Genomic DNA, 22,482 nt, shown 5'->3' on the forward strand with positions numbered 1-22,482 from the left:
AAAAGAACACGGGAGAAAAGGAGAAAAAAGCTCCCCCGGCGACCGTGCACCAGCCGCCAGGGAAGCCTGCATTCTATCGGGGCAAACCTGCAGGGGCGCAACTAGCTGCGCGAACCGGCAAGGGCTTCCAAGCTACCGTCGGCGGCAGCGGCAATTGAATCTGCCAGGCTAAGAAAGGCTTCCTTGGCTGCGCTTTCCGCTTCAAGGTACACCACAGGAATACCTTTGTCAGCCGCAACCACAGTTGTGGGATCCAGCGGCACAGCGCCGAGGAACTTGAGCCCGTAGCGTTTGGCCAGATCTTCGCCGCCGCCCTTCTTGAACAGGTCGATTTCCTGATGGCAGTGCGGGCACACGAGGCCGCTCATGTTTTCCACCACGCCAAGCACGTTGGAGTTGGTGTACTGCAAAAAGTTGATGGCCTTGCGCACGTCTGCCAGCGAAATTTCCTGCGGGGTGGTCACAACCACGCACAGGGCATCGGGAATGGACTGCATGACGGTCATGTGCTCATCGCCCGTTCCTGGAGGGGAGTCAATGAGCAGAAAATCAAGGTCACCCCACTTCACGTCCGCAATAAACTGCCGGATAGCCGAAGTTTTTTTGGGGCCGCGCCACAGAATGGCCTGATCCTTGTCTTGCAGGAACGTATCCATTGAAATGACGGAAAGATTTTCGTCATAGGCGGCAGGAATCATCAGCTGGGTGGCTTCGTCAATCTCGACAGTGCTGGTAAGGCCGAGCAGGTTGGGCACGCTCGGGCCGTGCATGTCCACATCAAGAATGCCGACTTTGAACCCGCGCCGCGCCAGCGCCGCTGCGGTGTTGACGGTCACGGAGCTTTTGCCCACCCCGCCCTTGCCGCTCATGACAAATATCTTGTGGCGTATATGGCCCAAGCGGTCAGCGATTACGCGGTCCTGCTTGGCCATAGGGTCATTACACTCTCCATTGCCGCCATTGCTCTTTGCACTGGAGCAAGAGGATGCAGAAGAACAGGATGAACAGGATCCCATGACATCTCCTTCAATTGTAGCGGACGCTTACGACGGCGTATCTACCAGCCGTGATCGCCCACCAGATCTACAAAAACTACCGGCCCCAGGTCTTCGGAGCTAACGCGCCCCTGCTCTTTGCGCACGCGCACAAGGCGCTGCGTACGGGGCTTTGACCCTACTGGGATAAGCATGATGCCGCCCTCGTCAAGCTGATCAACAAGAGGACGCGGCACTTCCGGCCCGCCGGCAGTAACGATGATACGGTCAAATGGCGCGGCTTCAGGCATGCCAAGCGTGCCGTCACGCCGCTGCATGTGGATACCCCTAAGTCCCAGTTGCCGCAAGAGCCCTGAAGTAATTTGATACAGCTCGCGCATGCGCTCAACGGTAAAGACCGTGCAGCCAATGGTGGCAAGCACTGCGGCCTGATAGCCGGAGCCGGTGCCAACCTCAAGCACGCGCATCCCCCGCTGCACTTCAAGCAGCTGGGTCATCAAGGCAACAATATAGGGCTGAGAAATGGTCTGCCCGTAGCCAATGGGCAAGGGAGTGTCTTCGTAGGCCTGGGAGCGCAGCGCTTCCTGCACAAAAAGATGGCGCGGCACAGCAAACATGGCCCCCAGCACCGCCGGATCGCTGATTCCGCGCGCTTCAAGCTGCTCGCGCACCATCCTGCGCCGCAGACGTTTTGGGTCCACGGACGGAGAAGGCTCGCGGGGCGTACCCCCAGCCGCAGAATATTTGCTGTACTGCATACTGCGGAAGTGAAAACAGATTTTTCCTGCCAAGTCAATGCGCCATCGGGGATGGCTTGCAGAGATATCAAGACAAGTTCCAGACTTTCCCTTGAAACTTGCCATTCTTTATGCAACCCTTCGGGAAGCGAGAATGAGGAGTCGGCAATGCGTAAAAGAAGTTTGTTTTCATCGGTACTAGGTATTATAGTGGTCGCCATTCTGGTTTTAGGCGGCTATACTTTTTTTAAAGATCTTGAAGGCCCTACTGTTGATATTACACCAAATACAGGCAGGGTTTCAGCCGCAAGCGTCCTCAAGGTCCGTATGAAGGATCCGTCAGGCATCCGCTCCATTACAGTTGGCGTGCGAAAGAACAACGTCCTCAATGTCATCTACAGCAAGCACTTTGACCAGTATATTCCTGAACGCGAAGTGGATGTCCCCATGAAGGATGCCAACCTGCGTGAAGGTGCTTTTGAGCTTGAAATCCGCGCCACGGACGGGTCACTTGCCGGTTTTGGTCAGGGCAATACGCGCACCGTCCAGTTGCCTATGCGCTTTGATACGCAGCCGCCGCGCATTTCCGTCAAAACTCTGCCCCCCAACGTGCGCAGGGGCGGCACCGCCGTGGTGCGTTATACTGTTGATAAAGAAGTGAGCAATAGTGGCGTGCTTGTTGCTGGCTACTTTGTGCCCGGCTACATGCAAAAAGACGGCAGCTATATCTGCTTTTTCCCTTTCCCGTACACAATGACCGCCAGAGACTACAAGAACAGCGTTGAGATCACGGCCACAGACCTTGCGGGCAACGTCACCAAAAGCCACCTCACGGTCATGTCCTTTGAAAGAACGTTCAAGAGCGACAGCATTGAAGTGACGGACAACTTTCTGATGGCGGTTGAGAGCAAGCTGCGCGACTTGGCCCCCGATGCCACAAACCCGCTGGAGTGCTACCTGTATATCAACAATCAGGTGCGCGCCGCCAATGTGCAGACCCTGCGCGAAATTGGACGGGACACTGCCGCGGCCATGCTGTGGAGCGGCGTTTTTGAGCGTTTGCCGCGCTCTGCCCCGCGTGCCGGATTTGGCGACCACCGTTTCTTCAACTATCAGGGCAAGCCCGTGGGCGAATCCTATCACCTGGGATTTGACCTTGCTTCGGTGCGCAATGCCGAGGTACCCGCCGCCAACAGCGGCCGCGTGGTCTTCTGCGGCAATCTTGGCATCTACGGCAACCTCATTGTCATTGACCACGGCCTGGGCCTCATGTCCATTTACTCCCACCTCAACGATCAGCTGGTTAAAGTGAGCGATGTGGTGCAGCGAGGCCAGATCATTGGCCATACAGGCAGCACAGGCCTTGCCTTTGGCGATCACCTGCACTTTGGCATCCTGGTGGGCGGCGTGGAAGTGACCCCTCTTGAGTGGCTTGACCCCAAGTGGATCAAGGACAACGTCACAGGTCGCATTGATGCTTCCATGACGCAACAGTAGTTGCCGCAGCAAAGTATAGTTTAGCGTTTCAATATCCCTTTTTACTCCCGCTGATAAAATTACGGCCTGTAGATTTTGAACCGTTCCAAGAGTGGATGGTTTAAAATCAGCAGGCCGTAATTTTTTTATGCAAAGGGGCTTGAATTCTTTTCACGTTCAAGTGTAGCCTGAATTTATGAAAGAAAGTAAATAAGTTCTACTTCAGCTTTCCTGAAGACATCAGGCCCAAATCACATAAACCTGTTTCATGTGAGGACTTGTTCGTGTCTCCACCACTATTTTATCTCGGTCTTGATATTGGTTCCACCACAGTAAAACTGGCGCTGCTGAACGGCGACGGATCTGTTGCCGAAACCCGCTACAGCCGTCACGGCACGGCAGTTCGCGCCACCATGGCAGCCCTGCTTACCGAAGTCTCCCGGCTCTACCCCTTAGCCACCGTGCGCTGCGCCATGACAGGCTCCGGCGCTCTTGATCTCAGCAATCAGCTCTCCATCCCCTTTGTTCAGGAGCTGTTGGCAACAGCCCGCGCCATTTCCTATGCTGCGCCGGATACTTCCGTGGCTGTGGAACTGGGCGGCGAAGACGCCAAGCTGCTCTATCTGGGGCAGGATGTGGAACTGCGCATGAACGAATCGTGCGCGGGCGGCACCGGGGCCTTCATCGACCAGATGGCCCGTCTGCTCAGCACGGATGCGGGCGGCCTCAATGATCTGGCGGCAAGGCATTCCACGCTCTACCCCATCGCCTCGCGCTGCGGCGTGTTCGCCAAAACGGATATTGTGCCCCTGCTCAACGGCGGCGTACCGCGTGAAGATATCGCGGCCTCCATCTTTCAGGCGGTGGTGGAGCAAACCATCGGCGGGCTGGCCTGCGGCAGGCCCATTACCGGCAAGGTTGCCTTTTTGGGCGGGCCGTTGCACTTTCTGCCCGAACTCAAAAATCTGTTCATCCAGAATCTTGATCTTGCGGAGGCGCACATTGCGCACCTGCCCCATGCCCAGTGCACAGCCGCCATTGGCGCTGCGCGTTGCGCCATGTCGCTTGAAGAACACGAAACAGATGCCAAACCGCTCGATCTGGCCGATCTTGCCCGGAGCACCAGCAGCCTTTCGCACGCGCCCAAGGTCGCCGCAGAAAAAATTCTCCCTGCCATGTTTGCCGACAGCGCGGAATACGCGCGCTTCTGCCAGCGCCACGCAACAGCCAATGTGCTGCCCTCCGCAGATATCCGGCAGGCCCGGGGACCACTGTTCCTGGGGCTGGATCTCGGTTCAACCACGGTCAAGGCCGTGCTGGTAGACAACAAACAGCGCATTCTTGATTCCTGCTACGCTTCCAACGGCGGCAATCCGTTACAGACCCTGCTGCCCCCGCTGGCAGACATGCTTGAACGCATCCCTGACGGCGCATGGCTTGCCGCATCCGGGGCCACGGGCTACGGAGCGCATCTGGCAGAATCCGCCCTTGGCGTGGATACCGTGCTGGTGGAAACCCTGGCACATTTCAAGGCGGCCACGCGCCTTGTGCCAGAAGTCAGCTATGTCATAGACATAGGCGGCCAGGACATGAAATGCCTCAAGGTGGATAACGGCGTTATCAGCGACGTGAGCCTCAACGAGGCCTGTTCCGCTGGCTGCGGGGCTTTTCTTGAGAGCTTTGCCAAAGGCCTTGGCCTGAGCATGCAGGAGTTTGTGGATATTTCCCTGTACGCCGCGCATCCGGCTGATCTTGGCTCGCGCTGCACGGTTTTTATGAATTCGCGCGTCACGCAGGCCCAGAAAGACGGCTTGCAGATCGCCGACATTGCGGCGGGGCTTTGCTATTCTGTTGTGCGCAATGCGCTGGACAAGGTGCTGCGCATCAAAAATGTGGCAGAGCTGGGCGAACATGTGGTTGTGCAGGGCGGATCTTTCCTCAACGACGCCCTGCTCTGCGCCATGGAGCGCACTTTGGGGCGGCATGTGCACCGCCCTGCGGCTTCCGGCCTCATGGGAGCTTACGGGGCAGCCCTTGAATCTCTGGAAAAGGCGGAATGCGTCAGCGTCCGCTCTTCCATCACTGCCCCGCTTATCCGTGGTTTGGCCATGCGTACGCGCAGCTTTCGCTGCCGCGACTGCGGCAACAACTGCCTGCTCACAGAAACGCGCTTTTCGCACGGTTCGCGTCACATCGCGGGCAACAGGTGCGACAGGTTCAGTGAGGCGCACCGTGGCGCAACCGTCACGGCTCCCAACCTTGTAGCCTGGAAAAACCAGCGCCTGTTCCGCTACGAACCGCTGCCCCTTGAATCCGCGCCGCGCGGCAGGCTGGGCATCCCCAGAGTTCTGAACGTCTACGCGCACTATCCTTTCTGGTTCACCCTCTTTACTTCGCTGGGATTCCGGGTTGAAGTGTCGCCGCCTACCAGCCGCGCCCTGTTTGCGGCGGGCCTGTCGTCCGTGCCCTCCCAAAGCGTATGCTACCCAGCCAAGCTGGCGCATGGTCATGTGCTGGCCCTGATTGAAAGCGGCATCAAGAGCATTTTCTTCCCCTGCATACCGCGCGAGGCGCAGGAATTTGCCGAAATGTGCGATTCCTTCTCCTGCCCGGTGGCCTGCGGCTATCCGCAGGTGGTGCGCGAGAATCTGCCGGAACTCAAGGATGCCGGGGCCGTCATGCACTCGCCCTTTGTAAACCTCACGCACACGGCCTCGCTGGTGCGCAACCTCTGCCGCGAATTCAACCTGCCAAGGGGTGAAGTACGCTCCGCAGTGCGGGCGGCGCGGCACGAGCAGGCGCACTATCTGCGTGAACTGCGCGCCGAGGCGGAACACATCTATGCCGAAATCCTGCGCAACAAGGGCGTTCTGGTGGTTCTGGCCGGCCGCCCCTACCATGCGGACCCGCAGGTGCACCACGGTCTGCCCGACTTCATCGCCTCGCTGGGCGCTGCGGTCATCAGCGAGGACGCCATGCCCCGCAGCTGGACAGGCCACCGAATGTCCTTTCCCCTGCGGGCGCGCAATCAATGGACATACGCCGCCCGTCTCTACCGGGCGGGATTGTGGGCCTGCGAGGCAGACCACGGCACCGCGCGGGTGGAACTCGTGCAACTGACTTCCTTTGGCTGCGGCATAGACGCCATCACTGCCGACCAGATGCGGGAGCTCATGCGCGCCCATGGCAAGCTGTACACCCTCATCAAGATGGACGAGGGCAATGCCCTGGCCTCTGCGCGTATTCGTATCCGCTCGCTGCTGGCAGTGAGCCGCACCAGGGCTGGAGACAGCACAGCAACCGCAGTTTCCCACGCGCCGCCGGTGTTCAACAAACGTGATGCGGCCACGCATACCATTCTTGTACCGCAAATGGCCCCGCTGCATTTTCCGCTCATGACCCAGGCCATCGCGGGCAGCGGACACACCATCCAGTTGCTGCCCACGGTGAACGCAGAAGCCGTGAGTCTGGGGCAGGCTTATGTAAACAACGATGCCTGCTACCCGGCCATCGTGGCTATTGGGCAGCTATTACAGGCTCTGCGCGATGGCGGGCTTGATCCACGCCGCACGGCCCTGCTGCTTTCGCAGACATGCGGCCCCTGCCGGGCCAGCAATTATCCGGCTCTGCTGCGCAGGGCGCTTATGGAATACGGCTACGACCCGGTGCCCGTGCTCACGCTCAATGCCTCGGGGTCAGAGAGCCAGCCAGGCCTGCGGCCTGACCGCGCCCTGCTCTGGCGCATGCTGCTTGGCATGCTTGCCGGCGACATGCTGCAAAGGCTTTCATTATTTACAGGCACCTACGAATGCCATGCAGGGCAAACCGAAGACAGGGTGCAGCACTGGCTGCAAACTCTGATTCCTGTGGTGCGCAAGGGGGATGAAACCGCTCTGCGGCAACTGCTGCCCCGCCTCGTGCAGGATTTTGCCTCCATCCGCACAGCACTGTCCCCCAAGCCACGGGTGGCTGTTGTGGGCGAAATCCTGCTGACCTATCATGCAGACGCCAACAATCACATTGTTGAGCAGATCAGGCAGGAAGGCGGCGAACCCCTCTTGCCGGACTTTGCCAACTTCATGCTCTACTGCCTGCGCGATGCCGTGTACGACTGGCGTTATCAGGGCGGCAGCGCCTGGGCTGCGCTGGGCAATGGACTTGTGATGCGCCGCATTGAAGGTGTGCGCCGCTACATGCGCGGCGCGCTCAACACCTCGCACCTGAGCGCCCACGTCATGCCTGTGGCGCATATTGACGATCTGGCCCGGCTGGGCGAAAGCGTCATGTCCCTTGGCAACAGCGCTGGCGAGGGCTGGCTGCTGCCTGCAGAAATGCTGGAGTTTCTCGAACACGGCACAAACAACATACTCTGCCTGCAACCCTTTGGCTGCCTGCCGAACCACGTGGTGGGGCGCGGCGCGTTCAAGGCCGTTCGCCGTCAGCGCTCCGAGGCCAACATCATGGCGCTTGATTACGACCCCGGCAGCAGCGAGGCCAATCAGCTCAACCGCATACGGCTTTTCATGGCTATCGCCAGAGAGAAGGAAAAGGACAGGGAAGAAGCCGCCCGGCATGCCCGGCACACCTATGCGGGCACAATGGGAAGCGACAGAGCATACTGGCAGCAATAAACCGCAAAAAAACCGCCCGCTGGAATCATCCCGGCGGGCGGTTTTATATTATCTGCACAAAATCACATCATGCCCAGCAAATTATCTGAAGCATAAGGGAACAAAATGCCTGTTCCAGCTACGCTGAAAAAGGCTATTCTTCGCGGGGGGGCAGTTCCCTGCCGCCTTCTTCAAGGCGTTGCAGGAACTTGTCACGGCATTCATAGCTACAGAAACGGTGAACTTTTTCACCGTCGCGCACGGAAATAGAACCGTCAACGGCCACATACGCGCCGCATTCGGGGTCTTTGACCATCTCGCCCGCGGCAACCTTACGCTCCATTTCAGCAGCGCTTTCCTGCTTGCTTTCCTTCTGCTTCTTGTTCAGATCATTGGCAAAAAGGCGATACAGGGCGTAGCCCGCCAAAATCAGAATGAGCCACTTTACCATTTGTTATGCTCCTTAATCCCGTGGCACGGGTCGCGTAAGGCTGGAGTGCAGCCCTTTCAGGCATATTAAAGCCGTGGAAGACAATATCACAGAGGGCGGCACCAGTCACTGAAAAATTCTGTCCCCTTCCACGCGGCAGACTGTACGCGCCAGCCAATCCCTTACGGGCAGACCGTCTACAACGATCAGAGGCGCAATATCAAGCAACGGCCGCATGACAAAAGCCCTCACCGTCAGGCGTGGATGCGGCACAAGGCAATGGGGATCGGTGCTCCGCTCCTGCCCAAAAAGCAGAAGGTCAATATCAATCACGCGCGGCCCAAAACGCAGTACCGGGTCAGGGCTGCGCACCCGCCCAAGCCTGGCCTCTATCTCCAGCAGAGCGTCCACAAGGCTGCAAGGCCGCCAGTTATCGCCGGGAAAAAGCTCAACCGCCTGATTGAGGAACCAGGGTTGCTCCGTATATTCCTGCGGTTCTGTCCGGTAGACGGGGGATACTGCGCTAATGCCCATTTCCGGCAGTGTGGCCAGGGCGTCCAGGGCTGCTGCAAGTTTTTCTGCCGCGATGTCGCAGTTGGAGCCAAGGCTCACGTAGGCCCGCAGTTTTGTTTGATCTGCCATCAGGTTTCCTTCAGATAGGTTCAGCCCGCTTTTTAGCAAGGTTTGCAGCATATCTTTTTTTGCGGAAAGGATAAAGCCCACCGCATGCAACGCATCCGGGCGGTTTTGATTGCAAAAGGCTTGCTCCGTTGCAGTAAGGCGGCTAGCATGGGCGCATGGCACATCCACGCACCAAAGCCCCTGCCCTGGCAACTATTTTACCCCTGTGGCGGGATTTTTTGCTGGCCCAGCGCGGCCTCTCGCCCAATACGGTTGAAGCCTACGGGCAAGATCTTGAGAGTTTTTTTCTGTACCGGCAGGAGCTGGCCCAGGGCGCGGCGGAAGAATCCCTGCCCGACCCCGATGAGCAGGAGATTTTTCTGTATCTTGCCTGGCTGCGCGCGCGGCAGAACACAGGGCGCACCCTTGCACGGCGTCTTTCCGCCCTGCGGGCATTTTTCGCCTTTGCCGTTGATGAAGGCAGGCTGCGTAAAAACCCCGCTGAATTGCTGGAAAACCCCAAATTGCCCCAGCACCTGCCGGAGGTGCTGACAAGGGACGAAATGGAATCCCTGCTTGCCCAGCCAGACCTGCGCGACAAAAGCGGCAAGCGCGACCGTTGCATGCTTGAGCTTCTATACGCCGCAGGCTTACGCGTTTCTGAGCTGTGCACCATGTGCGTGCCGGATCTTGACCTGCAACGCGGCCTTGTGCGCGTGTTTGGCAAGGGTTCCAAAGAAAGGCTGGTGCCCCTGCACGACCTGATGCAGCAAATGCTGGCAGACTATATCAGCGCATGCAGGCCCCTGTTTGCGCCCACGGGCAACCAGCTTTTCGTCAACCGCTCGGGCCGTGCCCTGACGCGCCAGTACGTGTGGAAAATGGTTAAAAAGTATGCGCTTGAGGCGGGCATCCGACGCGCCATTTCGCCGCACACGTTCAGGCATTCCTTTGCCACGCACCTTCTCGAGGGCGGCGCAGACCTGCGCGCCGTGCAGATGCTGCTTGGGCACGCCGACATAAGCGCCACAGAAATTTATACCCATGTGCAGGCCGAACGCCTGCGCGGCATACACCATCAATTCCACCCCCGGAGCCGCCAGTGATCCCTGCGCCGGAAACGACCCCACAGGCGGCATCCGCCCAAACCGCAACTGATCAGACTGCCTCCGTACAGGCAGCGTCCGCTTCCGCGGCCTCAGCGTTGCAGCATACAGCCGGGACAACGCTCATCACCTGCCACGCCAATGCGGATTTTGACGCCTTTGCAGCCATGCTGGCGGCACGATTCCTTTACACACCGCATGTGCTGCTCTTTCCCGGCACGCAGGAGCGCGGCCTGCAAAAGCTCATTGCCGGGCTGGACACGGCGGCGCTGGGCATTGTGGAAACTTCGGCAATCCCGTGGGATTTCATAACCCGCCTTGTGGTTGTGGATACCCGTCAGCGTGGCCGCATTAGCCATGTGGCCCAATTGCTCGACCGTGATGACGTGACCGTGGAACTGTGGGATCACCACCCGGATTCTACGGACGACATCACAAGTCCGCATATGCACATGGCACACATAGGCTCTGTCACAAGCCTCATTGTGCAGGCCATTTCGGAGCGTGGCCTCAGCCTCAGCGCGGACGATGCCACCCTGCTGGGTCTTGGCATTTATGGCGACACCGGCTCTTTCACCTACTCTTCAACCACGCAGGCCGATTTTATGGCGGCGGCATGGCTGCTCGGGCAGGGCATGGATGTGAACCGCATTGATGCTCTGGCGGCCCACGAACTCACAAGCCTGCACATACAGGCCCTGAACAGCCTGCTGGAGTCCACCCAGACGTACAACATCAACAATGTTCAGGTAACGCTTTCAGAAGCCGCCATGGAACATTATCTGGGTGATTTCGCCTATCTGGCCCACCGACTCATGGAAATGGAAAGATTCCCGGTGCTGTTTGCCATCGGGCTTATGGACGACCGCATTCAGGTGGTGGCCCGCAGCCGCAACGAGGCCATCAACGTAGGCGACATCTGCGCGGCCCTTGGCGGCGGCGGCCATGCCTACGCGGCTTCGGCCTCCGTGCGCTCCATGACGGTGCATGAAGTGCGCGATATGATTCTGCGCCACCTCTACGCTCAGGCCTACCCAGATAAAACAGCGCGCGAATACATGTCTTCGCCAGCCGTGGGCATTGAGGCCACTGCCACCATTCATGAGGCAGATGAACTCATGCTCCACTTCGGGCTCAAGGCCGTACCGGTCTTCATGCCCGATACCCGCCAGTGCATCGGCCTGCTGGATGCCCTCACGGCCTCGCGGGCCAGCGCCCACGGCCTTGGCGCATCCACGGTTGAAGACTACATGAGCCGCAGAATCACCACACTGCCGCCAGACGCAACGCTCAAGGATCTGACCACCACCATCGTGGGAGGCCGCCAGCGCCTTGTGCCCATTGTGGAAGACGACAAGGTTATCGGCGTGGTCACGCGCACAGACCTTATCAATGTTTTTGCGCAGGAGCCGGGTCATATGCCGGAACCGCGCACCACCAGCGGCAAGGAACGCAACCTTGGCAAGCTCATACAGGACAGACTGCCCCTTGCCAGCCGCAACATGCTGCACCTTGCGGGCAGGCTGGGGAGGGAGCTAGGGCTGCCGGTATATGCCGTGGGCGGCTTTGTGCGCGATCTTCTGCTCCAACGCCCCAACCAGGATATTGATCTGGTGGTGGAGGGCAACGGCATAGCCCTTGCGCGGGCACTGGCAAAAGAACTCAACGGGCGAGTGCGCGAACACCAGAAATTCCTCACCTCTGTGGTCATTTACACCGATGCCGCAGGGGCCGAAGCCCGCATCGACGTAGCCACGGCGCGCCTTGAATATTATGAATACCCTGCGGCCTTGCCCACGGTTGAGCTTTCGTCCATCAAGATGGATCTGTTCCGCCGCGATTTTTCCATCAACGCTCTGGCTGTACGGCTTGATTGCGAGCCGTTCGGCCAGTTGGTGGATTTTTTCGGCGGCCAGCGCGACATCAAGGAGCGCGTCATCAGGGTGCTGCACACCCTGAGCTTTGTGGAAGACCCCACCCGCTGCCTCAGAGCTGTGCGCTTTGAGCAGCGCTATAACTTCCACATCGGGGCAGGTACGGAAAAGCTCATCAAGAACGCCCTCAAGCTCAAGCTCATGGACAAGCTCTCGGGCTTTCGGCTGTTCCACGAGTTCCAGCATATCTGCGATGAGGAAGACCCTTCGGCCTGCATTGCGCGTCTTGACCAGCTCGGCGTACTTGAGGCGGTTTCTCCCCTGCTGTCGCTCAATCCCACGCGCAAAAACCTGCTGCTGCGGCTTCAGGAGACGCTCACGTGGTACAGGCTGCTGTATTTTGAAGAGGCTGCCCAACCATGGCTGGCCTTCTTTCTGGCCCTCAACCACAACATGAGCTATGCCGATACGGCAAATCACTATCAGCGCATGGGCCTGCCCGAACCCCGACGGGCCGACATTTTGCGCCAGCGCGAGCACATGCGCGTGGTGCGCGGCAAGCTGGAGCCGTGGCAAAAAGACCATGAGGCAGGCAAGGAGAGCATCAGCACCCTGTGCGCCCTGCTGCGGCCCCTTTCGCTCGAATGCCTGCTCTACCTCATGGCAGACACAAGCAATGCCGCCTTGCAAAAAAACCTTTCGCGCTACATTACCCAGTGGCGCAAAGAAAAGACGGATGTGAGCGGCGAAGACCTGCGCATCATGGGGCTGGAACCCGGCCCCGCCTTTGGGCGCATTCTGGACGCCGTGCTTGCAGCCAAGCTTGACGGCACGGCCGCAACGCCAGAGCAGCAGATGGATCTGGCGCGCAGCCTCGTGTGCAGTATCGCCGCAAAATCCGGCAATGGGAATGAAGAACAAACCAGTCGGAATTCTTCACTTGCCCAGCGTTTATAAGAGGTGTATAGAAACCAACTATGAAACAACTATGGGCTCCATGGCGCATTGAGTACATTCTTGGCCCCAAGCCAGACTCCTGCGTGTTCTGCCTCCCCGAGCATACGGCGGATGACGAGCAGCGCCTTGTACTGCACAGAGGCCGGATGGCCTTTGTCATCATGAACAAATTCCCGTATAATAACGGGCATATCATGGTGTGCCCATATCGGCACGTTATGCTGCTGGCTGACCTCAAGCCGGAAGAAACCCATGAAATCATGGATCTTTTACAGCAGTGTACTGTAATCTTAAAGCAGCACTTTAACTGTGAAGGCATCAATATCGGCCTGAACCAGGGGCAGGCAGCGGGCGCGGGCATTCGCGAACATCTGCATTTTCACCTGGTGCCGCGCTGGACGGGCGACTCTTCATTCATGGCAGTGTTTGACGAAGTGCGCACCATGCCCGAACACTTGAGCCGCACCTATGCGGCACTGAAACCGTATTTCACGAATGGCGCGGCCAATGGCAAGCAAGACCGCGCCGCTTCCACGCCCGGGCAGGAAGGTTGCGGCTCGTAAGGGCTGCATGACCTTGTGGCGGGGATTGTCTTTTTCGCAGGGGGCGACAAAGACCGGCTGGAGAGCGCGATGCTGTGCCCTCTTGGGCGATGCGGCATTCTCAAAAAGCCCGTGAAGTTTTTTTGAGATAGCTTTATTTAGCCTGAGGAGTATGTCTATGCGGTATATTAAAGTATTTTTGCTCGCCATCCTCTTTTTCCTCGCTCTTGTGTTCTTTTTTCAGAACCAGGGCGCGCTCTCCCAGAGCATGGTGCTCACGCTCAACCTGTTCTTTATTCCCGCCATGTCTTCCATCGCCCTGCCCTTCTACTTTCTGGTCATCGCGGCCTTCGCCTGTGGCGCCTTGATGACTCTGGGCTTTCTGGTGTGGGACAAGGTCAATCTGACCGCCCGCCTGATGAAGCAGAAATGGCAGATCAGCAGCCTTGAGCGCGAACTTGAAAAAACCAAGAAAAAGCTTGGCGCAGACACAGCCCGCGCGCAGTTCTTCAGCAAGAACGGCAAGGCCGACGCCCAGCCCGCGCCTGTGGCCCCCGTTGCCGCAACTGCTGCTGCCACCGAAGAATCACTGGTTCCGGATCCTGACAAGCAGCACTAGACGTTTCGCAATCCGCTTTGTGGCGCTGTTCGGCTGAGGGTCTGGGCAGCGCCACAATTTTTTTATGGTTGCGGTAATCCGCAACCGTCACCGTCACCCCAAGAATTACTATGTCTGAAGCCCCCGCAAAACTGACCCCCATGTTTGAGCAGTACATGGGCATCAAGGCCGAACACCCCGATGCCCTGCTGTTTTACCGCATGGGCGACTTTTATGAACTGTTTCTTGAAGACGCCAAGGTTGCGGCCCGCGAGCTTCAGATTGCCCTCACCAGCCGCAGCAGGGATGCAGAAAACCCCATCCCCATGTGCGGCGTACCGTGGCATGCGGTGGAGGGCTACGTGGCCCAGCTCATCGACAAGGGCTATCACGTTGCCATCTGCGACCAGACAGAAGACCCAAAAGCCGCCAAGGGGCTGGTCAAGCGGGCCGTTACGCGTGTTATCACGCCCGGCACCGTGCTGGAAGACGCCAACCTCGCCAGCAAGAGCCATAACTTTTTGGGGGCGCTGTGCCCTTCCGCCTCCGGTGGAGCTGGCGGCCTTGCCTGGGCGGATATTTCCACGGGCCAGTGGTCTGGCGTTGAGTTCAAGCGCGAAGCCGAACTCTGGCAGTGGGTGCAAAAACTTGCCCCGCGCGAACTGCTGGTGCCGGAAGGGGTCGAGCCGCCCCAACGGTGCATTCTGGAAGGTATAAGGCTTGTGCGCATGCCCGCGCCCCAGTTTGACCTCAAACGCGCCACAGAGCGCGTTGTGGCCGCTCAGGGCGTGCGCGAGGCTGGCGCTCTTGGACTGGAAGGCAAGCCGGAGCTCATGCGTGCCTGCGGCGCGCTGCTGGTCTATCTGAGCCAGACGCAGATGCGCAACCCCGACCACCTCATGCCCTTTGCTCCGCTTGATCTTGGCCGCCGCCTGCTCATTGACGATGTGACCGAGCGTAACCTTGAAATTTTTTTCCGCCTCAATGGCCGCAAGGGCAAAGGCACCCTGCGCCATGTGCTGGACGACACCATGACTCCCATGGGCGGCAGGCTGCTTGAAGACATGCTGCGCCACCCCTGGCGAGAGCTTGGCCCCATCACCCGCGTTCAGGACGCTGTGGCCTTTTTTCATGCGGACGATGTCCGCCGCGCCGCACTGCGCGAAGCTTTGAAAAATGTCTACGACCTGGAGCGGCTCTCCACGCGCATCAGCCTGAATCAGGGCGCGCCGCGCGATTTTATTGCCCTGCGTAACAGCCTTGCGGCCCTGCCGGACGTGTATGCCGCCCTGCAAGGGGCTGGAACGCCTTTCGGGGCGAATTCTGACACAACTTCCGCTCCTGCGGGTCAGATGCCCAAGAGCGTTGCCGATGTGGTCAAGTCGTGGGACAACATGCAGGACTGCGCGGCCCTGCTGCAAAGCGCCCTGGTGGACAGCCCTCCTGCGGTCATTACCGAGGGCGGCCTGTTCAAAACCGGCTATAATGTGGAACTTGACCGCCTGCTTGATCTGGCGGAACACGGCGAACAGAAGCTCCAGAACATGCTGGCCGAGGAACAGGAAAAAACGGGCATCAGCAAGCTCAAGCTGGGCTTTAACCGTGTGTTCGGCTATTATTACGAGCTCACGCGCGCGGCTCACAGCGGCCCTGCGCCCTTCCATTTTATTCGCCGCCAGAGCCTTGCCAATGCCGAGCGCTTCACCACTGTGGAGCTGAAAGAGCTTGAAGAAGAGCTTCTGTCTGCCGCAGACAAGCGCAAGACGCTGGAGTACTCGCTGTTTCAGGATCTGCGCACCCACATGGCCGCCCAGCGCGAACGCATCATTCACGCGGCGGATATGGTTGCCCAGCTCGACTACTGGCAGAGCCTCGCGCAGGTGGGCCGCGCCAACAACTGGTGCAGGCCGGAGCTTGACGCGGAGGCCAATCTGGACATCCGCGAGGGGCGGCACCCTGTGGTTGAAGCCATGCTTGGCCGCGCCAACTTTGTACCCAACGATTTTCGCCTTGATGCCGGACGCCGCCTATGCCTGCTCACAGGCCCCAACATGGCCGGTAAATCCACCGTGCTGCGGCAAGTTGCCATCATCAGCCTTCTGGCGCAGATGGGTTCCATGGTTCCTGCCAGCGCCGCCCGCCTCGGGCTGGTAGACCGCCTGTTTTCGCGCGTGGGCGCATCAGACAATCTCGCGCAGGGTCAGAGCACCTTTATGGTGGAAATGATGGAAACGGCCCGCATTCTGCGTCAGGCCACCCGCCGCAGCCTTGTGATTCTGGACGAAATTGGCCGGGGCACCAGCACCTATGACGGCGTAGCCCTGGCCTGGGCTGTGGTGGAAGACCTTGCTAAGCGGGCTGGCGGCGACCTGCGCACCCTCTTTGCCACCCACTACCACGAGCTGACCGCCCTGGAAGGCCGCATTGCAGGTGTGTTCACCATGAACATCGCCATCCGCGAATACAACAACGATATTCTCTTTCTGCACAAGCTTGTCCCCGGCCCTTCAGACCGCAGCTACGGCGTGGAGGTGGCCCGCCTTGCGGGTGTGCCCAGCCCCGTGGTGCAGCGGGCCAGAGCCATCTTGCAGGGGCTTGAACGCGGGCGCGACAACGCCAGAAAAACCGTGGTTTCTGCGGTATCCCTGCCGGGCCTGAGCCTGCCTGAGCCAGCAAAAAAAGAGCCGGAGCTGCCGGAAATTGCCGCTGCGCCGCCGCGCTCGGAACACCCGCTTGTGCTGCTGCTGCGCGAGCTGAATCCTGACGAACTCAGCCCGCTGGACGCCCTGCGGCTGCTCATGGAATGGAAAAAACTGTGGAGCGACAGCCCGGAATCTGCCCCGCAAACAGACGCCCTGCCGCCGGACGAGGATAGTCATGAGTGACGCCAATCCCTGGTCTGTCATCCAGCTTGTGGCGGAACGCCGCATTGAGGAAGCCCTGTCGCAAGGGGCCTTTGACAATCTGCCCGGCGCTGGCAAACCCCTTGAGATTGAAGACCTGAGCCATGTGCCGGAAGACATGCGCATGGCCTACAAAATATTGCGCAATGCTGGCTGCCTGCCGCCCGAGCTTGAGGAGCGCAAGGAATTGAACAGGCTTGTTGATCTGCTGGAACGGTGCGAAGACGAGCAGGAACGCGTGCGCCAGATGCAAAGGGTGCGCTTTATGGTCACCCGGGCCAAAATGCGCTTTCAGCGCCCCATGCAGATTGAGCAGGACGACCCCTATTACGACCGCCTGCTGGACAGATTGTCCGCCAATCCGCGCAAGGCGGACTGACGGCTGTGACAGGTGTAACGCCGAACACAGGAGCTACCCAGTCAATTCACTATAATTATCCGATTTTACATACTTATAACTTTTAGAATGATTTAATGCGCCTTGTTATAAAAGGCACAATCTCCATAAATCGCGGGCTCAGCCCAATTCGTTCCAAGTCCTCCATAACTTTTGTTATGGAGGACTTTTTATTGTGTGATGATAAAAATAAAAAAACATTATATATTGAACTATTACATAGAGGCAATCACTCTGGCATCAAAACTGCTTTCTCTCCCGTTATCTGTCACGCGCTGCATGTAAGGCGGTAGTGCCAAAGCACTATCGTGCAGTTCAGCCATGTATGGCTGAGCAGTCATATCATGAAACAAAATAACGAAAATGGGAGATTTCATGCTGACACTGCAACTTTGTGTCATTCTGGCCTGTCTGCTGTTGGGAACACGATATGGCGGCATGGGGCTGGGCCTCATCAGCGGCATTGGTTTGTTCATTCTCTGTTTTGTCTTCAACGTGCAGCCGGGCAAACCGCCCGTTGATGTCATTCTTACGATTCTGGCCGTTATCGGTTGCGCGGCCACACTGCAAACGGCGGGGGGACTGGATGTGCTCATGCGGGTGGCTGAACGCCTGCTTCGCAAACACCCGGAACACATCACTCTGCTGGCTCCCATCACCACATGGTTTCTTACGCTGCTGTGCGGTACCGGCCACGTGGCGTACACCATGTTTCCCATTATCTATGACATCGCCATCAACAAGGGCATCCGCCCTGAAAGGCCTATGGCTGTCGCTTCTGTTTCGGCGCAGATCGGCATCTGCGCATCACCCGTCTCTGTTGCTGTTGTTTCAATGGTTTCCATGCTCGGGCAAGCCCACGGTGTGGGAACTGCCATAAGCATTGTCACGTTGTTGGCCATTTCCATTCCGTCCACCTTCGTGGGCGTACTGTGCGCTGGTTTGTGGTCCATGCACCGTGGCAAAGACCTGGACAAGGATCCGGAATTTCAGAAGCGTCTGGCCGACCCGGAAACCAAGTCCTACATATACGGCGGCGGCAGCACCCTGCTGGACAAGGTATTTCCCCCAGAAGCATACCGCGCCGTGTGGTTCTTTTTTGCCGCAATAGCCGCCGTGGTGATACTTGGCGCTTTTGCTGACCTGCGCCCCTCTTTCGGCCCGCCGAACAAGCTCGCGCCTCTTTCCATGAACATTGTCATTCAGATGATCATGCTCATTGCTGGCGCGTGCATCCTTATGTTCTGCAAGGTCAAGCAGCAGGCCATATCGAGCAGTGCGGTCTTCAAGGCTGGCATGGTCGCCATCTTTTCCGTTTTTGGCGTGGCCTGGATGACTGACAGCTTTTTCCATGCCCACCTTGTATTCATCAAGACGGAACTGGCAAGCGTGGTGACATCCTATCCCTGGACGTACGCTCTTGTGCTTGTGTTTGTCTCCAAGCTTGTGAACAGCCAGGCAGCCGCTCTGGCGGCGGTTGTTCCCCTTGGCCTCAGCCTCGGCCTTGAACCCAAGCTGCTGCTGGCCTTCATGCCCATGTGTTACGGCTACTTTATCCTGCCCACCTATCCCAGCGATCTGGCCTGCATCAATTTTGACAGATCAGGCACCACGTGCATCGGCAAGTTCATCATCAATCACAGTTTCATTATCCCTGGTGCCATAGGCATTACCGTGGGCACGCTTGTAAGCTACGCCCTGGTCATGACCTTCCTGTAACCACGGTACAAGACAGGGATATCAGGAGAAATTATGAGTCAGGCTTTGTACAATGCCGGGGAATCGCCGCACACCAGATCTGAATCGCGGCTGGATTTTTTTCAGGCGATATCAGGCGTGCTGCTCATCGCCTTTCTTTGGGCGCATCTGCTTATGGTGGGCAGCGTTATCATAAGCCCTTCTGCCATGAATGCTCTTGGCTGGTTTCTTGAAGCCACCTGCATGGCCCAAATCGGCGGCCCAATCATCTTCATGCTCATGGTGGCGCATTTTGTGATCGCCGCCCGCAAGATGCCTTTCGCCGCCGGGGAATGGAGTCTTTTCTGGAACCATGCCGTGCGACTGCGGCACAAGGACACCTGGATGTGGATTGTGCAGGTTGCGACGGCTCTGGTTATTCTGATTATGGGCAGCATCCACATGTACACCATCCTCACCCATTTGCCCATTGACGCGGCCACGAGCGCAGCGCGGGTGCGCGGCGGCTGGCTGCCGTTTTATCTGCTGCTGCTGCCTCTGGCCGAGCTCCATGTGGGCATCGGTTTTTACCGCCTTGGCGTGAAGTACGGTTTTATAACCAGAAGCACGCGCTCCCGCTGGCAACGCGGCGAGTATATGATGATGGGCGGTTTTGTGGCCATTGGCCTTATGACCCTGCTGCGCCTCTGGCTGCTGGCCGGATAGGAGGACTTACGTGCGAGTTTTTCAAACTGATCTGCTCTGCATAGGTGCCGGACTCGCCGGCGAACGCGTTGCCGTGGAAGCGGCCCAGGCCGGATTTGACGTTATTTGTCTGTCCCTTGTTCCTCCACGCCGTTCGCATTCATCGGCGGCGCAGGGGGGCATGCAGGCGGCCCTCGGCAACTCCATCATGGGCGAGGGCGACAGCCCCGACGTGCATTTTATGGATACCGTAAAAGGTTCCGACTGGGGCTGCGACCAGGAAGTGGCCCGCATTTTTGCGGACACCGCGCCCATAGCCATGCGCGAGATGGCCTATCTTGGTGTGCCCTGGAATCGAGTGGAACCTGGCGAACATACCTACTTTAAGGGGGGCAAGCCCTTTCAGGCCAAGGAAAAAGCCCAAAACGAGGGCCTCATCCATGCCCGCGCCTTTGGCGGAACAGCCAAATGGCGCACCTGCTATACCGCGGACGGTACGGGGCATTCCGTACTCTTCACCCTGGATAACCGCCTGCTGCAACTGGGTGTGGACGTGCACGACCGCATGCAGGCCGAAGCGCTCATCCATGACGGGCAGACCTGCCAGGGTTGCGTTGCCCGCTGCCTGCGCACAGGTGAGCTGGTTGCCTACCTGGCGCGCGCAACGCTTATTGCCACTGGCGGATATGGACGCATTTATCGCGCCACAACCAATGCCGTCATCTGTGATGGTGGAGGACAGATAGCCGCTCTGGAAACCGGACTGGTGCCCATGGGCAACATGGAGGCCGTGCAGTTCCATCCCACGGGCACAGTGCCCACCGACATCCTTGTTACCGAAGGCTGCCGGGGTGACGGCGGAACCCTGCTTGACGTCAACGGCTATCGTTTCATGCCCGACTACGAGCCGGAAAAAGCAGAGCTGGCCTCCCGCGATGTGGTTTCCCGGCGCATGACCGAGCATATGCGCAAGGGGCTTGGCGTAAAAAGCCCGTATGGCGACCACCTGTGGCTGGATATCCGTCATCTGGGTGAAAAGCACATCACCACCAATCTGCGTGAAGTGTATGAAATCGCGACCAACTTCCTTGGCGTGGATCCCATACACCAGCCCATTCCCGTGCGCCCGACCCAGCACTACAGCATGGGCGGCGTACGCACCAACAAGGACGGTGCGGCCTATGGTCTGAAAGGCCTCTACGCCGCGGGCGAGGCCGCCTGTTGGGACATGCACGGCTTTAACCGCCTGGGGGGCAACTCCTTGTCCGAAACAATTGTTGCGGGCCGTGTCGTGGGCGCAAAAATTGTGGAATTTCTTCAGGGACACGATTCCCTGTTTTCCACAGCCGCCATGCGTGATGCGGAAAATCTGGTCAAAAGCCGCATAGAGGCCCTGTGCCGTGGCGGTAGTGAAAACTGCTTTACGCTGCGCAATGCCATGCAGGACGTCATGATGGAGCATGTGGGCATTTTCCGTAACGGCCCGGATCTGGAGGAAGGCGTGGAAAAACTCCAGGCTCTGCTTGAGCGCAGTAAAAATATCGGGCTCAACGGTTCATCCGGCAGTGCGTTCAGTCCTGAAATTTCCACCGCCCTGCGCATGCCCGGCATGATCAAACTTGCGCTGTGCACTGCCTATGGGGCGCTCATGCGCACCGAAAGCCGCGGAGCGCACACGCGGGAAGACTTCCCCGAGCGTAATGACCAGCAGTGGCTCAACCGCACTCTGGCCCACTGGAAAGAAGGCGATACCTTGCCGACACTCAGCTATGAATCGGCAACTCCGTGGTATGAAATTCCCCCGGGTGAACGCGGTTACGGCGGTGGCAAAATCATTGCCGCCGAGATTTCTCCCAGCATGATCAAGAAGCAAGGAGCATAGGCATGGCACGCACCCTTCATCTGGAGATATTCCGGCATAATCCCTCTGACCCGGAATCAAAGCCGCGCATGCAGCACTTTGAGCTGGAAGAAACCGCGAGCATGACGCTCTTTCTGGTACTTTCGCAGATCCGTGAAACCATGGACGCTACGCTCCAGTTTGATTTCTGCTGCCGGGCGGGCATTTGCGGCTCATGCGCCATGGTCATTAACGGTCGGCCTGGTCTTGCCTGCCACACGCGCACTTCCGACCTGCCGGACCATATCACCCTGCACCCACTGCCGGTGTTCAAATTGCTGGGCGACCTTTCAGTGGACACGGGCACATGGTTCAGAAAGGTAGGGCAGAAGATCGAGTCATGGGTTCATACCAGCAAACCCTTTGAGCCTTATGCCCCGGAAGATCGCATGACCAACACGCTCGCCAATGAAATCTTTGAGCTTGACCGCTGCGTTGAATGCGGCTGCTGCGTGGCGGCATGCGGTACGGCCCTTATGCGCAGCGACTTCATCGGGGCTACAAGTATCAACCGTCTGGCGCGGTTTTATATAGACCCACGCGATGAGCGCACAAGCGATAGTTTTTATGAACTGATTGGAGACGATTCCGGCGTTTTTGGTTGCATGGGCCTGCTGGCCTGCGAAGATGTCTGCCCCAAGAAGATACCGCTTCAGGATCAGCTCGGCATCATGCGGCGCATGGCCACGCTGGAATCCGTACGCGGCATTTTGCCCAGCGCAATCCGCAAAAAGTTTTTAGGTTGCAAAGAAAATTGTATTTGCTGAAATTGTATAGAATATGAAAATAGTTGAAATACACCATTGGAGGCCAGGAACAAAACTATTGCCTGTTTTGTTGTAGCCCTCACAGAAGGGGGCAAGCCATACTGCCCCCTTCTGTAAAATGGCTTTTTTCAGCGGCTATACGCGTTGTTCCACACTGCGCGCATGCAGCGATTTGTATTCTGTGCCA

At 58.3% G+C, this 22,482-nt stretch carries 17 protein-coding genes; 12 read left to right on the forward strand and 5 right to left on the reverse strand.

Annotated features, from left to right (window positions below):
• Window positions 1–101 precede the first annotated feature (101 nt).
• Window positions 102–1,016 (reverse strand): Mrp/NBP35 family ATP-binding protein, encoded by a 915-nt coding sequence (locus RDK48_RS09385; RefSeq protein ID WP_298997350.1) that lies wholly within the window; start codon window positions 1,014–1,016, stop codon window positions 102–104.
• Between the two features lie 41 nt (window positions 1,017–1,057).
• On the reverse strand, window positions 1,058–1,669 hold the full coding sequence (locus RDK48_RS09390; RefSeq protein WP_298997549.1) for a protein-L-isoaspartate(D-aspartate) O-methyltransferase: 612 nt from the start codon (window positions 1,667–1,669) through the stop codon (window positions 1,058–1,060).
• Between the two features lie 231 nt (window positions 1,670–1,900).
• Between RDK48_RS09390 and RDK48_RS09395 the strand changes: the two genes are divergently transcribed.
• The gene (locus tag RDK48_RS09395; protein WP_298997348.1) at window positions 1,901–3,229 is read left to right on the forward strand and encodes a M23 family metallopeptidase; all 1,329 of its coding nucleotides are present in this window, start codon (window positions 1,901–1,903) and stop codon (window positions 3,227–3,229) included.
• A 263-nt stretch (window positions 3,230–3,492) separates the two neighbouring features.
• Window positions 3,493–7,839, forward strand: a complete 4,347-nt coding sequence (locus RDK48_RS09400; protein WP_298997346.1) for an acyl-CoA dehydratase activase — start codon at window positions 3,493–3,495, stop codon at window positions 7,837–7,839.
• A 133-nt stretch (window positions 7,840–7,972) separates the two neighbouring features.
• On the opposite strand, the gene RDK48_RS09405 is transcribed toward RDK48_RS09400, so the two are convergent.
• Window positions 7,973–8,269: a transcriptional regulator gene (locus RDK48_RS09405; RefSeq protein WP_298997344.1), complete on the reverse strand. Its 297-nt coding sequence runs from the start codon at window positions 8,267–8,269 to the stop codon at window positions 7,973–7,975.
• A gap of 105 nt (window positions 8,270–8,374) precedes the next feature.
• The gene (gene folK / locus RDK48_RS09410; protein WP_298997341.1) at window positions 8,375–8,890 is read right to left on the reverse strand and encodes a 2-amino-4-hydroxy-6-hydroxymethyldihydropteridine diphosphokinase; all 516 of its coding nucleotides are present in this window, start codon (window positions 8,888–8,890) and stop codon (window positions 8,375–8,377) included.
• A gap of 155 nt (window positions 8,891–9,045) precedes the next feature.
• Here folK and xerD point away from each other — a divergent pair, with 155 nt between their 5' ends.
• The 6 genes from xerD to RDK48_RS09440 all read left to right on the forward strand — a co-directional run bounded on the left by xerD (window position 9,046) and on the right by RDK48_RS09440 (window position 17,228).
• Window positions 9,046–9,975, forward strand: a complete 930-nt coding sequence (gene xerD, locus RDK48_RS09415; RefSeq protein ID WP_298997338.1) for a site-specific tyrosine recombinase XerD — start codon at window positions 9,046–9,048, stop codon at window positions 9,973–9,975.
• Between the two features lie 98 nt (window positions 9,976–10,073).
• Entirely contained in the window at window positions 10,074–12,806 is a 2,733-nt protein-coding gene (locus tag RDK48_RS09420; RefSeq protein ID WP_298997546.1) for a CBS domain-containing protein, read from the forward strand.
• 20 nt (window positions 12,807–12,826) lie between these two features.
• On the forward strand, window positions 12,827–13,369 hold the full coding sequence (locus RDK48_RS09425) for an HIT domain-containing protein (protein ID WP_192111865.1): 543 nt from the start codon (window positions 12,827–12,829) through the stop codon (window positions 13,367–13,369).
• Window positions 13,370–13,526: 157 nt separating this feature from the next.
• Window positions 13,527–13,967: a LapA family protein gene (locus RDK48_RS09430; protein ID WP_298997335.1), complete on the forward strand. Its 441-nt coding sequence runs from the start codon at window positions 13,527–13,529 to the stop codon at window positions 13,965–13,967.
• Window positions 13,968–14,077: 110 nt separating this feature from the next.
• A complete protein-coding gene (gene mutS, locus RDK48_RS09435) occupies window positions 14,078–16,831 on the forward strand; it encodes a DNA mismatch repair protein MutS (RefSeq protein WP_298997332.1) in 2,754 nt (917 codons plus the stop codon).
• A complete protein-coding gene (locus RDK48_RS09440) occupies window positions 16,824–17,228 on the forward strand; it encodes a DnaJ family domain-containing protein (protein ID WP_298997329.1) in 405 nt (134 codons plus the stop codon). Before mutS ends, RDK48_RS09440 begins: the two co-directional genes overlap by 8 nt.
• A 233-nt stretch (window positions 17,229–17,461) precedes the next feature.
• On the opposite strand, the gene RDK48_RS09445 is transcribed toward RDK48_RS09440, so the two are convergent.
• Complete coding sequence (locus tag RDK48_RS09445) at window positions 17,462–17,623, reverse strand: hypothetical protein (protein ID WP_298997326.1); 162 nt, start codon at window positions 17,621–17,623, stop codon at window positions 17,462–17,464.
• Between RDK48_RS09445 and RDK48_RS09450 the strand changes: the two genes are divergently transcribed.
• From RDK48_RS09450 to RDK48_RS09465, 4 genes are read left to right on the forward strand one after another with little or no spacing between them, the layout of a single operon-like run.
• A complete protein-coding gene (locus tag RDK48_RS09450) occupies window positions 17,622–18,965 on the forward strand; it encodes an anaerobic C4-dicarboxylate transporter (RefSeq protein WP_298997323.1) in 1,344 nt (447 codons plus the stop codon). The genes RDK48_RS09445 and RDK48_RS09450 overlap by 2 nt on opposite strands.
• A gap of 33 nt (window positions 18,966–18,998) precedes the next feature.
• Window positions 18,999–19,649: a succinate dehydrogenase/fumarate reductase cytochrome b subunit gene (locus RDK48_RS09455; protein ID WP_298997320.1), complete on the forward strand. Its 651-nt coding sequence runs from the start codon at window positions 18,999–19,001 to the stop codon at window positions 19,647–19,649.
• Window positions 19,650–19,659: 10 nt separating this feature from the next.
• Window positions 19,660–21,510, forward strand: coding sequence for a fumarate reductase flavoprotein subunit (locus RDK48_RS09460; protein WP_298997317.1), 1,851 nt, complete (start codon window positions 19,660–19,662; stop codon window positions 21,508–21,510).
• Window positions 21,511–21,512: 2 nt separating this feature from the next.
• Window positions 21,513–22,295, forward strand: coding sequence for a fumarate reductase iron-sulfur subunit (locus tag RDK48_RS09465; RefSeq protein WP_298997314.1), 783 nt, complete (start codon window positions 21,513–21,515; stop codon window positions 22,293–22,295).
• The last annotated feature ends 187 nt before the right edge of the window (window positions 22,296–22,482 follow it).

It is taken from the genome of uncultured Desulfovibrio sp. (assembly GCF_902477725.1).
In the GTDB taxonomy this organism is placed as follows: Bacteria; Desulfobacterota; Desulfovibrionia; order Desulfovibrionales; family Desulfovibrionaceae; genus Desulfovibrio.